Annotated in this window: 10 protein-coding genes; 5 read left to right on the top strand and 5 right to left on the bottom strand. The window is 73.3% G+C overall.

Annotated features, from left to right (window positions below):
* Positions 1 to 56 precede the first annotated feature (56 nt).
* Complete coding sequence (gene upp / locus ACQP1P_RS04280) at positions 57 to 698, bottom strand: uracil phosphoribosyltransferase (RefSeq protein ID WP_433083300.1); 642 nt, start codon at positions 696 to 698, stop codon at positions 57 to 59.
* A 25-nt stretch (positions 699 to 723) separates the two neighbouring features.
* Here upp and deoC point away from each other — a divergent pair, with 25 nt between their 5' ends.
* From deoC to ACQP1P_RS04255, 5 genes are all read left to right on the top strand, one after another.
* Entirely contained in the window at positions 724 to 1662 is a 939-nt protein-coding gene (gene deoC / locus ACQP1P_RS04275) for a deoxyribose-phosphate aldolase (RefSeq protein WP_433083298.1), read from the top strand.
* Positions 1663 to 1664: 2 nt separating this feature from the next.
* The gene (locus ACQP1P_RS04270) at positions 1665 to 3095 is read left to right on the top strand and encodes an aldehyde dehydrogenase family protein (protein ID WP_433083296.1); all 1431 of its coding nucleotides are present in this window, start codon (positions 1665 to 1667) and stop codon (positions 3093 to 3095) included.
* Positions 3085 to 3942, top strand: coding sequence for an aldehyde dehydrogenase family protein (locus ACQP1P_RS04265; RefSeq protein ID WP_433083294.1), 858 nt, complete (start codon positions 3085 to 3087; stop codon positions 3940 to 3942). Before ACQP1P_RS04270 ends, ACQP1P_RS04265 begins: the two co-directional genes overlap by 11 nt.
* 155 nt (positions 3943 to 4097) lie before the next feature.
* The gene (locus tag ACQP1P_RS04260; protein ID WP_433083292.1) at positions 4098 to 5195 is read left to right on the top strand and encodes a DNA primase; all 1098 of its coding nucleotides are present in this window, start codon (positions 4098 to 4100) and stop codon (positions 5193 to 5195) included.
* Positions 5196 to 5429: 234 nt separating this feature from the next.
* Positions 5430 to 8843, top strand: a complete 3414-nt coding sequence (locus tag ACQP1P_RS04255; protein ID WP_433083290.1) for a hypothetical protein — start codon at positions 5430 to 5432, stop codon at positions 8841 to 8843.
* Between the two features lie 563 nt (positions 8844 to 9406).
* Here ACQP1P_RS04255 and ACQP1P_RS04250 read toward each other — a convergent pair.
* The 4 genes from ACQP1P_RS04250 to ACQP1P_RS04235 all read right to left on the bottom strand — a co-directional run bounded on the left by ACQP1P_RS04250 (position 9407) and on the right by ACQP1P_RS04235 (position 14495).
* Positions 9407 to 10009 carry a GTP-binding protein gene (locus tag ACQP1P_RS04250; protein WP_433083288.1) on the bottom strand — a complete coding sequence of 201 codons (603 nt, stop codon included), beginning with the start codon at positions 10007 to 10009 and terminating at the stop codon, positions 9407 to 9409.
* Entirely contained in the window at positions 9990 to 10367 is a 378-nt protein-coding gene (locus ACQP1P_RS04245) for a DUF742 domain-containing protein (protein ID WP_350611831.1), read from the bottom strand. Before ACQP1P_RS04245 ends, ACQP1P_RS04250 begins: the two co-directional genes overlap by 20 nt.
* Positions 10368 to 10467: 100 nt before the next feature.
* Positions 10468 to 10872: a roadblock/LC7 domain-containing protein gene (locus ACQP1P_RS04240; protein ID WP_033358336.1), complete on the bottom strand. Its 405-nt coding sequence runs from the start codon at positions 10870 to 10872 to the stop codon at positions 10468 to 10470.
* Positions 10869 to 14495 carry a sensor histidine kinase gene (locus tag ACQP1P_RS04235; RefSeq protein ID WP_433083286.1) on the bottom strand — a complete coding sequence of 1209 codons (3627 nt, stop codon included), beginning with the start codon at positions 14493 to 14495 and terminating at the stop codon, positions 10869 to 10871. The genes ACQP1P_RS04240 and ACQP1P_RS04235 overlap by 4 nt, the downstream gene beginning before the upstream one ends.
* Positions 14496 to 14561 lie beyond the last annotated feature (66 nt).

Raw genomic sequence — 14561 nt, 5'->3', positions numbered from 1 at the left:
TTCAAGGGCCCGGCCGCCGTTGTCCCTCGTTACGGCGACCTTTCTTAAGCAGGCTTTTAAGAATCGCCGAAGCGCGGCATGCCGCCGAACTGCCGGTCGCCCGCGTCGCCCAGGCCCGGGACGATGAACTTGTGCTCGTTGAGCCGCTCGTCGATCGCGGCGGTGACCAGGCGCATCGGCAGCCCGGAGTTGGCCAGCCGCTCGATGCCGGCCGGGGCCGCGAGCACGCACAGCACCGTGATGTCGGTGGCACCGCGGTCGACCAGCAGCCGCACGCAGTGCTCCAGCGAGCCGCCGGTGGCCAGCATCGGGTCGAGCACCAGCACCGGGATGCCGGACAGGTCGCGGGGCAGCGACTCCATGTAGGCCCGCGGCTCGAACGTGAGCTCGTCGCGCGCCAGCCCCACGAACCCCATGGACGACTCCGGCAGCAGCGCCAGCGCGGCGTCGGACATGCCCAGCCCGGCCCGCAGCACCGGCACGAGCAGCGGCGGGTTGGCCAGGCGGGTGCCCTCGGTCGTCGCGACCGGCGTCTTGACCGGGAACTGCTCGGTGGCGAACGAGCGGGCCGCCTCGTACACGAGCATCGTCGTGAGCTCGTGCAGCGCGGCCCGGAAGGAGCCGTTGTCGGTGCGCTCATCGCGCATCGCGGTCAGCCGCGACTTGGCCAGGGGGTGATCCACCACGAGTACGTCCACGATGCGAGAGCCTAGTATTTTCCCCATGAGCCTCACCGCCGAGGTCACGCCGCGTTCACAAGGCGCGCTGCGGACCTTCCTGCACGGCCTGCCGGGAGTCGACCAGGTCGGCGCCGAACAACGCGCCGCGATGCTGGGCACCCGATCGATCAAGACCACGGCCAAGGCCCAGGCGCTCGACCTGGCGATCCGGATGGTCGACCTCACCACGCTGGAGGGCTCGGACACGCCGGGCAAGGTGCGCGCCCTGTGCGCCAAGGCGGTGCGGCCCGACCCGGCCGACGCGAGCTGTCCGAGCGCCGCCGCCATCTGCGTGTACCCCGCCATGATCGCCACCGCCGCGGAGGCTCTGCGCGGCTCGAAGGTCCACCTGGCCAGCGTCGCCACCGCGTTCCCCTCCGGCCAGGCCCCGCTCGCGGTCAAGCTCGCCGACACCCGCGCCGCGGTCGCCGACGGGGCCGACGAGATCGACATGGTGATCTCCCGCGGCGCGTTCCTGTCCGGCCGCTACGCCGAGGTCCACGACGAGATCGCGGCGGTCAAGGAGGCCTGCGGCGACGCCCACCTCAAGGTCATCCTCGAGACCGGGGAGCTGGCCACCCTCGACAACGTGCGGCGCGCCTCCTGGCTGGCGATGCTGGCCGGCGCCGACTTCATCAAGACCTCCACCGGCAAGGTGCAGCCCGCGGCGACCATGCCGGTGACGCTGGTCATGCTCGAGGCGGTGCGCGACTTCCGGGCCGAGACCGGGCGGGTCATCGGCGTCAAGCCGGCCGGGGGCATCCGGACCGCCAAGGACGCGATCAAGTACCTCGTGATGGTCAACGAGACCGCGGGGCCCGACTGGCTCGACCCGGACCGGTTCCGCTTCGGCGCCTCCACGCTGCTCAACGACCTGCTCATGCAGCGCACCAAGCTCGCCACCGGCCACTACAGCGGCCCCGACTACTTCACCCTGGACTAGCGATGGACTTCTCCTACGCCCCGGCGCCCGAGTCGCGCGCCATCGTCGACATCGCCTCGTCCTACGGCCTGTTCATCGGCGGCGAGTTCGTCGACGGCAAGGGCGAGCCGTTCAAGTCGATCAACCCGGCCAGCGAGGAGACCCTCGCCGAGATCGCGTGCGCCGACGCGGCCGACGTCGACGCCGCGGTGAGCGCCGCCCGGCACGCCTTCGACACCGTGTGGGGGCCGATGCCCGGGCGCGAGCGGGCGAAGTACCTCTACCGCATCGCCCGGATCATCCAGGAGCGCGGCCGCGAGCTCGCGGTGCTGGAGTCGCTGGACAACGGCAAGCCGATCCGCGAGTCGCGGGACGTGGACATCCCGCTCGTCGCCGCGCACTTCTTCTACTACGCCGGGTGGGCCGACAAGCTCCCCTACGCCGGCTTCGGGCCCGACCCGCGCCCGCTCGGCGTCGCCGGCCAGGTCATCCCGTGGAACTTCCCGCTGCTCATGCTCGCGTGGAAGATCGCCCCGGCGCTGGCCGCGGGCAACACGGTCGTGCTCAAGCCGGCCGAGACCACGCCGCTGACCGCGCTGCTCTTCGCGGACATCTGCCGCCAGGCCGAGCTGCCGCCGGGCGTCGTCAACATCGTCACCGGGGCGGGCGAGACCGGCCGGCTGCTGGTCGAGCACCCCGGCGTCGACAAGGTCGCCTTCACCGGCTCGACCGAGGTCGGGCGGGCGATCGCGCGGGCGGTCGCCGGCACGGACAAGAGGCTCACCCTCGAGCTGGGCGGGAAGGCCGCGAACATCGTCTTCGACGACGCGGCCGTCGACCAGGCGGTCGAGGGCGTGGTCAACGGCATCTTCTTCAACCAGGGCCACGTGTGCTGCGCGGGCTCGCGGCTGCTGCTGCAGGAGTCGATCGCCGAGGACTTCCTCGCCGCCCTCAAGCGCCGCATGGCGCAGCTGCGCGTCGGCGACCCGCTGGACAAGAACACCGACGTCGGCGCGGTCAACTCCGCCGCCCAGCTGGCCCGCATCCGGCAGCTGTCGCAGGTCGGCGAGCAGGAGGGGGCCGAGCGCTGGTCGGCCCCGTGCGAGCTGCCCGAGCGCGGGTTCTGGTTCGCCCCGACGATCTTCACCGGGGTCACCCAGGCGCACCGGATCGCCCGGGAGGAGATCTTCGGGCCGGTGCTGTCGGTGCTGACGTTCCGCACGCCGGACGAGGCGGTCGAGAAGGCCAACAACACGCCGTACGGGCTCTCCGCCGGCGTCTGGACCGAGAAGGGCTCGCGCATCCTGCAGATCGCGGACCGGCTCCGGGCCGGCGTGGTGTGGGCCAACACGTTCAACAAGTTCGACCCCACCTCGCCCTTCGGCGGGTACAAGGAGTCGGGCTACGGCCGCGAGGGCGGCCGACACGGGCTGGAGGCCTACCTTGAGCACTGAAGGCCGGCTGGCCGTTCGCAAGACGTACAAGCTGTTCATCGGGGGCGCGTTCCCCCGCAGCGAGTCGGGGAGGTCCTACCAGGTGCAGTCGGCCTCGGGCGAGTTCCTCGCCAACGCCGCGCTCGGCTCCCGCAAGGACGTCCGCGACGCCGTGAAGGCGGCCCGCGCGGCCGTGGGCAAGTGGTCCGGGGCGACCGCGTACAACCGCGGGCAGATCCTCTACCGGATCGCGGAGATGCTGGAGGGCCGCCGCTCGCAGTTCGCCGAGGAGGTGGGGCTGTTCGAGGACGACGCCGCCTCCCTCGTCGACGCCGCGATCGACCGCTGGGTCTGGTATGCGGGCTGGGCCGACAAGATCGCCCAGGTGCACGGCGGGGCCAACCCGGTCGCCGGGCCGTACTTCAACCTCTCCGCCCCGGAGCCGACCGGCGTCGTCGGCATCGTCGCCCCGGCCGACTCGTCGCTGCTCGGGCTGGTGAGCGTGATCGCGCCCGCGATCGTGACCGGCAACACGGTCGTCGTGCTCGCCGCCCCCGACCGGCCCCTGCCGGCCGTGACCCTGACCGAGGTGCTGGCCACCTCCGACCTGCCCGGCGGCGTGGTCAACCTGCTGACGGGCTCGGTCGCCGAGATGGCACCGTGGCTCGCCGCGCACATGGACGTGAACGCCATCGATCTCACCGGTGTGACGGACGCCACACTCGCGAAGGCGTTGGAGGCGGCCGCCGCGGAGAACCTGAAGCGGGTGATCCGGCCGAGCACTCCGGACTGGGGCGCCGACCCCGGCGTTTCCCGCATGCTCTCGCTGCTGGAGATCAAGACGGTCTGGCACCCCAAGGGGGTCTGACCGCCGCAGACGGTGCACACTAGGGTGTTTTGTGCGCGAGGCCACACACGCCCTGGTGTGCCCGCACGCCGAGCCCGACTACGGAGGTCACAGTGGCCCGCCAGTCTTCCCGGTCTTCCCGGCCCGCATCCTCGCGTCCGGCCAAGCCCGAGCCGGTGGAAGAGGACATCGAGGAAGCCTCGGCCGACGCCGACGTCGACGCCCTGGCCGACACTGCGATCGACGACGACGTCGATGCCGCCGATGCCGCCGAGGACGCCGACATCGAGGACGACGAGGACGACGCCGACTTCGACGAGGAGGAGGGCGGCCGGGAGCGCACGGCCCAGGCCGACGCGATGTGGAACGACGTGCGCATCGAGCCCGTCGAGATCGCGCTGCTCAAGGGCGTCGGCTTCACGCTGCGGGCCTACCGGCTCAACACCGAGCTGACCCCGACCGAGGTCGACGAGGAGGAGGACGACTTCGCGATCCTCGACCGGCGCCCGGCGCACGACGAGGACGACGAGCGCGTCGTCATCCTCGAGAACGCGGAGCTGTTCGAGGACGAGCCGGAGCCGGCCGCCGTGGAAGCTTCATCCACGAGGTCCCGCAAGAAGCCGGCGAAGAAGGATGACGCGGATTCCGACGAAGCCGCCGAATCCGACGAGCTGGACGAGGCCGCCGACCTCGACGAGGACGCGGACAAGGCCGACGACGAGGACGCCGAGGCCGAGGCCGACGCGCAGGACGAGGACGAGGAAGAGGAAGAAGAGGAGGCCGAGCCCGAGGAGGTTCCGGCGTTCCTCTCCCACCGCGGCAAGCTGCTGCTCTTCCGCTCCGCCGAGGGCCTGGTCGAGTTCGTCAAGAGCGACGCCGAGCACGACCTCACCCAGCTCGACACCTGGGAGAGCCTGCGCAAGCGCATCACGGCCTCGGCGGTCGTGCCCACCGAGGAGAACCACTACGAGCTCGACCTCGTCGTGGAGAACCTCCGCGGCGGCCAGGACGCGTGGGACACCGACCTGCTCCTCGCCGCGGGCGAGGCGGCACGTGACCTTGCTTACGCCCTGCGGCTCGAACCGGTCCGCACGGCGCTCGCCCCCGGCTCCCCGCTCGACGACCTCGACGAGGGCCTGCGAGCTGCGGCGGCGGGCGGCATGGGCGGCTTCTTCGCCAAGCGCCGGCTCAAGAAAATCGGGGCACAACAGGCGGCCCTCGGCTGGCGGACGATTATCGGCAAAATTTCTGCCGCCGTGGACTGGCGTGATTGATTTGTGACCGACAGGATCTAAGCCGTGGGCATTTTGGCACGGCGGGCCCGACCCGGCTCCTAGCCGGACGGGTGGCGACGGTGGACGACGATCAGCCACTGGGGCATTCAGCCGTTTCGGCTGATCGCGTCACCGGCCGTCAACCTGTTCACTAGAGGTCGTTCAGTTTGACCTGCGGCAACACGACGGCGGGGCGCCGGGACAGTCCCCGCCGACGTGACGAAAGCTCAACTGATGTCCCGAGAGGAGGACGACGCGGTGGCGCTCGTTCGGGTGTACTGCGGTCTGGCGTCGGCTGACCCCGCCGAGCCGCAGTCGGGTTCCGACATCTGGTTGACCGTCGCGGTCGTCGACGACGCCGGCCGACTCATCGACATCTGCGAGGTGAGCGACGACGCCGGCGGCTACGCCGAGCTGAGCGCTCTGCTGGCGCAGCGCTCCGGCGGCACCTCCGCCGTGGCGGTCGCGGCCGAGAGCGACGACCACGTCGTCACCCAGCTGCTCACCGCGGCCGGCCGCAACCTCGCGTTCACCGACGACGACTCGGCCGACGACTACGCCGAGCGCTTCGCCGACGACGAGTCGCCGGAGGAGATCCAGTCCAACGCCGCCGAGCGCCGTGCGGTCGGGCTCGCCCGGGCACTGCAGGCCGGCGTCCTCTCCGCGGTCGGCCAGGCCGCGCCGCGCGACATGCTCCCGCTCAAGCCGGTCCTCGCCGCGCACGCCGCCGTCGTCTCCGGCCGGCAGAGCGCCGCGGCCACGCTGCGCGAGGTGCTCCGCGAGCTCTACCCCGCGGCCCTGCGCGCCTACCCGGACCCGGCCGAGTCGATCCCGCTGGCCATCCTCGACGCGCTGCCCGAGCCGGGCATCCTCGGCGGCGGCGCCACCGGCCGCAAGGGCGACCAGGCGGTCGTCGCCGAGCTGGCCAAGGCCGGGGTCGCCGACGCCGTCACGCTGGGCGAGGCGATCACCGCGCTGCGGGTCGCGATCGCCGAGACCCCGCGCCGCACCGGCGTCAACCGCGCCATGACCACCGCGGTCGCCGAGACCATCCGGCAGTCCGTCGCGGCCGTGCGGGCCGGCGACGCCGCGGCCGCCGCACTCGTCGCGGTGCTCGCCGACAAGATGAGCCCGGCCGCCCACCGCACGCTGCCCAACCGGCAGCGCCCGGCCACGCCGCTCAGCCCGGCCGCCGCCCTGAACCAGGGCACCCCGCTCGGCGCGCCCACCGGTCCGCTGAGCCCCGCGACCCCGCTGCGCCCGGCCGCCGCCCAGGACGCGCCGTCGCGCTCCCGGGCCGCCGCCGTCGCCTCCAACGCCCGGCCGGCCGCCGCCGCGAGCGACGCCCAGCCGACCCGCTCCCGCGCCGCGACCCGGGCCGCCGAGGCCGCCCGCGCCGCCGAGGTGGCCCGGTCCGAGGAGACCTCGACCGCCCGCGCCGCCGGCGGCCGCCGCCGCGCCCAGAACGCGCCGACCATGCCGGCCCAGGCCCAGCCGCCCGTCGTGTCGGCGCCCCCGGCGACCATCGGCTCCGCGTCCGCCGTCGTGTCCGGCCCACCGGCCGTGGTCTCCACGCCACCGGGCTACGTGCCGTCGGCCCCGCCCGCCTACGGGTCGGTGCCGTCCGCGCCGCCCGCCTACGGGTCGGTGCCGTCCGGGCCGCCCGCCTACGGCTCGGTGCCCTCGGGCCCGCCGGCCTACGGGGTCACCTCCGCGCCGCCGGTCACCTCGACGCCGCCCGGATACACGCCCTCCCCGCACGCCGCCCCGCCGCCGTACCAGCCGGCCGCCTACCAGCCGCCGACGCCGATGTACGCGCCCGCGCCGCCCGTGCCCCCGACCTACCAGTCGCAGGCGCCGACGCCGGCCTCGATGCAGTCGATCCCGGTCCCGCTGCAGCCCGCGCCGCCACAGCCGACGCCCGTCGCGCCGCTGCCGGTGGCCCCGGCCCCGGTCGCCCCGCCGCCGGTCGCGCCGACCCCGGTGATCCCGCCGCAGCCGACGTCGTCGAGCAACGAGCCGCAGTTCACGTCGCTCATGCCGCCCCCGCCGCCGGGCATCGCCCCGCTGATCGGCGGATCCGAGCCGCACGAGCTGCCGCGCTTCGACTCCTACGGCTACGACCCGCTCTCCGGCCCGTCCTCCGCGCCGCCGGCCGCCTCGGTCTCGTCCCCGGCCGCGACCGCGCCCACCTCGGGCGGCGGCCTCGACGGCGGCCCGCGCCTGAGCGACCTCGCCGCGCTGGGCGAGCCGCCGACGCTCGACACCGCGAGCGCCGCGGGCTCCCGCTGGCCGCTCGGCCCGTCGGACGCGCCCACCACGGAGACCTCGGCCGCGGCCTACAAGTTCGGCGCCGACCCGCTTGCCTCCCCCTCGGAGCTGAGCAGCCTGCCGAAGCTCAGCGACATCCCGCAGCCGCCGGACTTCTCGGCGCTCGACGCGACGCTCGAGGCCACGACGAAGCCGGCCCTGCCCCCGCGCCGCGGCTCCGACGCCGCGGCCTCGCGCGGGTCGGCGACGGATACGCTGTCCTCGTTCGGCTCGGGCGAGTTCCCGCCCCTCAACGGCGAACGCTCCACCCGCTCCCGGGCCGAGTCCCCGGCGGCGGCCGCCTCCGCGGGGCTGTCCCGGGCGGAGCGGCGCGCCGAGCGCGACCGGGCCGAGCAGGAGGCCGCGCAGTCGACCCGTGCCGCCTCCCGGCACGCCGACCGCAGCCAGGACGACGAGCAGCCGGCGCGCAGCGAGCGGGCCCGCACCGAGATCCCGCGCTCCTCGCGCACGGAGATCCCGCGGTCCGAGCGCTCCCGCACCGAGATCCCCCGCTCCGAGCGGGCGCGCACCGAGATCCCGCGCAGCGAGCGGTCCCGGTCGGCGTCGGCCGAGCGCCACGTCGAACTGCCCCGCCAGCGCGAGGGCCGCGTGCCCCCGCCGTGGCAGACGGGCGAGCTGCCGCTCGAGTCCGCGGGCCTGCGCCTCGTCGAGCCGGCCCCGGTCGCCGACCCGGCGCTCAAGGCCGGCTACCCGGACGAGCTCAGCGGGGAGTACAGCGGCGAGTTCCCGTTCGAGCCCCCGGCCCTGCGCCTGGTCGACTCGGACCGCCCGGCGGAGCGCGCGACCGCCCGCAGCACCGGTGCCGGCCGCAGCCGCCGCGCCCCGGCCGCCGACCGCGAGGCCAAGCCGGCCGACGAGGGCGACGGCGACCTGCTGATCTTCGCGGCCGCCCGCTCGGCCTGGTTCACCGACTGGGACGCGGACTCCGAGTCCACCGGCGAGACCGCGGCCCCGCGCGCCACCCCGAGCTGGGAGAACTCGAACGACTCGGCGTGGCAGGCGGCCCAGCGGGCCAGCGCGCCGGAGATCGGCGACGAGACCCGCTCCGGCCTTCCGCGCCGCGTGCCGCAGCAGAACCTGGTGCCGGGCGCCCCGGTGAACAACCCGGAGCGGCCGCTGCGCATCGTGCGCGACGCCGCCCAGATCGCGGCGCACACGACGGGCTACTTCCGCGGCTGGCGCCGGGGCCAGGAGGTCGGCGGCTTCGCGGTCGGCGGCCGGCCGGGGCGCGAGTCGGCGGGCGGCTGGGACTTCAGTCGCGAGGCGAGCCGGGACTACCAGGAGCGGGAGTACGAGTACCGCTCCGCCCGCCGCTAGCCGGCACCGCACAGCGTTTCGAGGGCCGCTCCCGATCGTCGGGGGCGGCCCTCGCTGGTTTCCGTTCTGACGCCGGCGCCGAACCACAGGCTCGCCCGGGACATCACGGCCACGCCCACGGCCGCAGGCCACACGCCGCCCGCCACACGCCGCCCGCCACACGCCCCGCCACGCACCGCCGGCCACGCGCCGCCCGCCATATGCCCCGCCACGCACCGCCGGCCACGCGCCGCCCGCCACACGCCCCGCAGGCGCCCCCCGCAACACACCACCGGCCACGAGCGGGCCGCGGCGGGAGTCGTGCCCGTGCAGATGTCGTGGAGGATGGCCGCGCGAATGCCCGTGCAAACGGCCTGTGCGCGCCGTCAGGGCGCCGAGCCGGGCCGGGGCATCCCGAGGACACCGAACGGGGTACGAATCGCTCAGCGAGCCCGAGAACGGAAACGGGCGCGTTCCGCACTCGGAACGGTACGCAGCGTGAAGTCCGCCAACGCAAACGCGCACCGGGCGACCCTCACGGGTGCTCGGTGCGCGTCCACGGCTGAGTGGGGTGTTGCGGGGTGTTACGCCGGCGCGGTCGCCCGGCTCCGGCGCATCGACAGCACGTACTCGACGAGCGAGATGAGCACGTTCTTGGTCGACTCGCGGGAGCGAGCGTCGCACGACACCACGGGAACGTCGCTCGAGATCGCGAGCGCCTCCCGCACGTCGTCGGCGTTGTGGTACTGCACGCCGTCGAAGCAGTTGATGGCCACCAGGTAGGGCAGCCGCCGGTGCTCGAAGAAGTCGATCGCGGCGAAACAGTCGGCCAGACGCCGGGTGTCCACCATCACGACCGCCCCGATGGCGCCCCGCACGAGCTCGTCCCACATGAACCAGAAACGGGTCTGGCCCGGGGTGCCGAACAGGTACAGGATCAGGTCCCGGTCGATCGAGATACGACCGAAGTCCATCGCGACAGTGGTCGTCGTCTTGCCGGGCACATTGCGGGTGTCATCCACACCGACACCGGCGGAGGTCATGATGGCCTCGGTGGTCAGCGGCGTGATCTCCGAGACCGAGCCGACCAGTGTGGTCTTGCCCACGCCGAAACCGCCGGCGATGACGATCTTCGCTGACGTGACCCGCCCTGGGCGGTGTGCCACGTCAGAGCCTCCGAAGTCCACTCAGCACCCTCTCAAGCAGTTCTGTGCCCACCGACTCGTTATCGTCGAGCGAGGTCGGCTCGTACACCGCGACCAATCCGTCGGCAGCCATGTCTGCCACGATGACGCGGGCGACACCCAGCGGAAGCTGCATGCGCGCCGCGATCTCGGCGAGAGACTGCAGGCGACCGTCGCAAAGCGTTGAAATGTATTGCTGCTCCTGGCCGTGAGCACCACCCGGCCTGGTATTGGCCGCCCGGCCACGCACGGTGGTCTCGACCAGCGCCTCGATCGCAATCTCCAGCTTGGGCCGGGTGCGACCTCGGGTGACGGCGTACGGCCTTACCAAAGCGCCCGTTGGCTCATCGCGTTCGGCCATGTTCGCCGTTCACCTCCTCACTCGTCGGGCCTCGTAAGCAGCCAATGAGTATGTTGTTGCCACTAATGGATATTGCTCTGTCACCGAGTTCAGTTCAGCTTCAGCCGAGCATCGAGGCCGTGGGGCGAGGCGGTGGCGTGAGAGCGTCACCGACCCGGTCGACCAGCAATGCCATTTCGTAGCCGACCTGGCCGACGTCGCAGGCGCGGGCCGCGAGGACCGCGAACGACGAACCGTCGGAGATCGACATGAGGAACAGGAAGCCGTTGTCCATTTCGACCACAGTCTGCAGCACGGCCCCGCCCTCGAAGCAGCGGGACGCACCCTGGGTCAGGCTCACCAGACCGGACGCGATCGCGGCGAGCTGATCGCCACGGTCGCGGGGCAGGTCGCGAGAAGCAGCCAACAGCAGACCGTCCGCCGAGACGGCGACCGCGTGGGCGACCCCCGGCACTCGGTCCGCGAAGTTGGCTAGCAGCCAACCGAGATCCTGCGTAGATGTCATGCCTCGTGCTCCTTGCCAACCTGCGAGTTTTGAGGCCCGGCCGAAGTCGGCTCCGGGGTTGTCGAGTCGTCGGACCGCGTGCGGCCGCGCTGAACGCCTCGGTGATACGCCGACAACAGACCGCGCACGGACTCCGGCGTCCGCTTGTGCGCAACGGTGGTGTTCTTCTCAACGCCACCCGGAACCAGCTGCGACATCGGCACGCGCTTGGGCAAACCCATGTCGGTCGTCGCAAATTCCTGCGCCTCGGCGATTGCCGCTGCCGCTTGCCATCCTTCGTCTGCCGCAGTGTGCCAGTTTACTGCCGAACCGCTCGACGCCCGGTCGGCCGAACCTCGCGAAGGTTCACCCGGAGTGCGGGTTTCAAATCGCTGCGGCGGGACGTATGGGGACGGCGCCTCACTGTACGTGACCTCGACCGGCCGGGGGCCGGACGAGGGCGGCTGCGCCGCGGCCGGAGCCGGAGCGGGGGCCGCGGCGGGCGCCGGGGGCGTCGGGTCTCCCAGGGGCTGGCGCGTGGTCGTGAACCAGGCGGACTCCAGCTCCCGGAAGATCGGCAGCTCCATCGTCTCGTCGACGAAGCGCTGCCGCGAGTCTTGGGATTCGGTCTCGCTCGGTGCCGGGTCCCAGTCGAGCCGGACGCGCGGAATCTCCGCGGTCATGTCGACCGGGGCGTAGGGCTCGGCCGCGGGTCGCTGCTGCGGCTCGGGCTCGGCCGCCGGCCACGGCGACGGGGCCGCCGGCTGGGCGGCCGGCGGGGTGGAGAACCCGTTCTGCGTCGCGGGGGCGCCGCCGAACGCGGAGTCGCCGTCGAACTGCCCGCCGAAGCCGGGCCGCTGCCGCGGGATCGGGCCGCCCGCCTCCTCGGCGTCGGTCGCCTCACCCTCGCTCGGCCACGCCTCGTTGGCGCGACGCTGGGGCAGCGGGTTGAGCCCGCCCGGGCCGCCGGGCGCGTCCGAGCGGTCGCGCCGGTAGGCCTCCTCGCCGCCGACGTCGCCCACGCCGGTGAGGTCGGACCAGGCCGGCAGGTTGCGCCCACCGCCGTTGCGCTCGGCCGGGCGCTCCCCGCCGAAGCCGTTGCGGCTCACGCCGCCGGTGTCACGCTCGGGGTCGCGGCCGCCGAAGCCGGCGCCGTCGCGGCGGAAGCCGCCCGTGTCGCCCCGGCGGAAGCCGCTGCCGTCCGTGTCGCCGCGCCGGAAGCCGCCGCCGTCGGTGTCGCCGCGCCGGAAGCCGCCGGTGTCGCCGCCCGAGGGCGGCAGCGTCGGGCGGGCCGGGGGCGCGGGCGGGGCCGGGCGCGGCGGGGCGCCGTTGGCGAAGCCGTTGACGGTCGGGCGCTCCCCGGTGCCGGGGCCGCCCACGCCGTTGCGCTCGGGACGGTCGCCGCTGAAGAGGCCGCTGCTGGTCAGGGTGCCGAAGCGCGGGCCGCCGCCGTTGCCGCCGGAGGGGCCGGTGCCGGCGCCCGCGAAGCCGCCGAGACCGCCCGGCGTCGGGCCGCTCTCCAGCGCCAGCGGCGAGGCGAGCGGGGAGCGCGGGGCGGGGGTCGACGGGATCGGCCGGGCCTGCACGACGTCGTTGGGGCCGACGGCGGGCATGCCGGCGGTCGGCATCCCGGCGGCGGCGCGCCCGGACAGCGCCCGCGGCACGAGCACGCCGGCCGGCAGCGTCATGTCGGCGATGGTGCCGCGCTCGCGCGCCGCCCGCAGCTCGACCTTGACGCCGTGCCGGGCCGCCAGCCGGGCGACCACGACCAGGCCCATCATCCGGGAGACGGCCACGTCGACCATCGGCGGGTTGGCGAGGCGGTCGTTGAGCTCGGCGAGCTGCTCGGGCGAGATGCCGATGCCGTGGTCCTCGACCAGCAGCACGGCGCGGTCGCCGACGCGGCGGGCCTCGACGATGACGGCCGAGTCCGGCGGGGAGAACGCGGTCGCGTTGTCCAGCAGCTCGGCGACCAGGTGGACCATGTCGTTGACCGAGTGCGCCGCGATCTCGATGTCGCGGTCGATCATGCCGAACTCGATGCGCGTGTAGTGCTCGACCTCGGACTGTGCGGCGCGCAGCACGTCCATCAGCGGGGCCGGCTCGCGCTGGATGCGCGTGGAGTCGGCGCCCGCGAGGACCAGCAGGTTCTCGTCGTTGCGGCGCATCCGGGTGGCCAGGTGGTCGAGCTGGAAGAGCTCGGCCAGCCGGTCCGGGTCCTCCTCGCCGCGCTCCAGCCGGTCCAGGTGACCGATGAGCCGGTCGACCAGGATCTGCGAGCGGCGGGCGAGGTTGACGAACATGGTCGCGACGCTGGCCCGCAGGGCGGCCTGCTCGGCCGCGGTGCGCACGGCCTCGAGGTGCACCGCGTTGAACGCCTCGGCCACCTGGCCGAACTCGTCGCGGCTGCGGATCGGCAGCGGCTCGGCGATCTGCAGGGCCAGCTGGTGCGGCGACATCTGGGTGGCCAGCGACGGGTCCCGCAGCCGCTGCACCGCCTGGGGCAGGCCGAACTGCGCGACCGTGAGCGCGCCGTGGCGCAGCTCGCGCAGCGAGCGGGCCATCGACCGGGCCACGATCCAGGCGAAGAGGATCGCCAGCAGCAGCATGCCCAGCAGCGCGCCGGCGGTGACGAGCACCCGGCGCTGCAGGTCGTTGCGGGCCGCGGTGGCGCTGTCGATGTTGTGGTCGTCGAACTCGATCTCGATGCCGCGCAGCAGGTTCGCCTTGTTGATCATGGCGTTGTCCCACGCGGCGGCCGTGAAGTTGACCTCGGCGGGCAGCTGTTCGGTGGTCAGCGGGCCGAGGATGCCCTCGAAGGTGGCGGCCTCTTTGAGGTCCGAGCCGGAGCGCTTCTTGTCGAACACGTCGCGGTGCCAGGGCTGGGAGTTGGTGCGGAACTGCTCCTCCGCCTGATCCTGGCCGGTCAGGGCGGCCTGGAACTCCTTGCGCAGCTGCGGCGTGAACGCCTTCGTCGTGAGCGCCCGGATGCCGACGACCCGCTCCAGGGCCACCTGCTCCTTCATCTCCGAGATGGCGGCCGCGGCGCGCATGTCGACGCCCAGCGACGGGTTGTTCGACAGCTCGGCCGAGCTGCCGCGGATGCTCAGCAGGTCGTCGATGAGCGACTTGTACCGCGCCACGACGGTGCTGGCCAGGATGTCCTTGCTGCCCTCGGTGATCTTCTTGCGCATGCCGGAGAGGTCCTGCAGCTGCGTGTCGATCGAGCCGAGCTGCTTGCGGAAGTCCTCGGGCGGGTCGGCCAGGCCGGAGCGGGTCTGCTCGTAGTCCCGGCGCGCGTCGTCGGTCTTCTGGGTCTGGCGCTCGAAGATGCTGCGGGCCTCGACCGCCGCGTCGGTGTTGAGCTGGCCGAGCAGCATCGTCGCGTTCGCGCGCTCGTTCTGCAGCTCGTGCACGAGGGCGGAGGCCTGGGCGGACAGTCCGGAGAGCGTGCGGGCCCGATCGGCGTCGTTCGCGTCGCCGATGTTGCCGACGAGACCGTTGGTGCCGACCACGATCGTCGCGATGATCGGGACGATCATGATGAGGCCGAGCTTCGACCAGATCGGCAGGTCCCGGAGCCGGCCGATCGGGAAACGCAGACGCGACGAGACCGGCTCTTGCGTCGATGGCCGTTTGCTCACTTCACCGCCCTCCGAACCGGCGCCTTGTGGAACAGCAGGCACCCGCGACCGGCCGACCCTACTGGG

Origin of the sequence: Dactylosporangium sp. CA-052675, assembly GCF_050947935.1 — a bacterium.
GTDB lineage: Bacteria > Actinomycetota > Actinomycetes > Mycobacteriales > Micromonosporaceae > Dactylosporangium.
Note: the sequence above shows the minus strand (reverse complement) of the source record. Positions and strands in the feature narration are given on the sequence as shown.

What these genes read in the sequence shown, in the direction of transcription:
- deoC (WP_433083298.1), top strand. Translation starts at nt 724, where the DNA reads ATGAGCCTCACCGCCGAGGTCACGCCGCGTTCACAAGGCGCGCTGCGG.
- ACQP1P_RS04270 (WP_433083296.1), top strand. Translation starts at nt 1,665, where the DNA reads ATGGACTTCTCCTACGCCCCGGCGCCCGAGTCGCGCGCCATCGTCGAC.
- ACQP1P_RS04255 (WP_433083290.1), top strand. Translation starts at nt 5,430, where the DNA reads ATGTCCCGAGAGGAGGACGACGCGGTGGCGCTCGTTCGGGTGTACTGC.
- ACQP1P_RS04245 (WP_350611831.1), bottom strand. Translation starts at nt 10,367, where the DNA reads ATGGCCGAACGCGATGAGCCAACGGGCGCTTTGGTAAGGCCGTACGCC.
- ACQP1P_RS04240 (WP_033358336.1), bottom strand. Translation starts at nt 10,872, where the DNA reads ATGACATCTACGCAGGATCTCGGTTGGCTGCTAGCCAACTTCGCGGAC.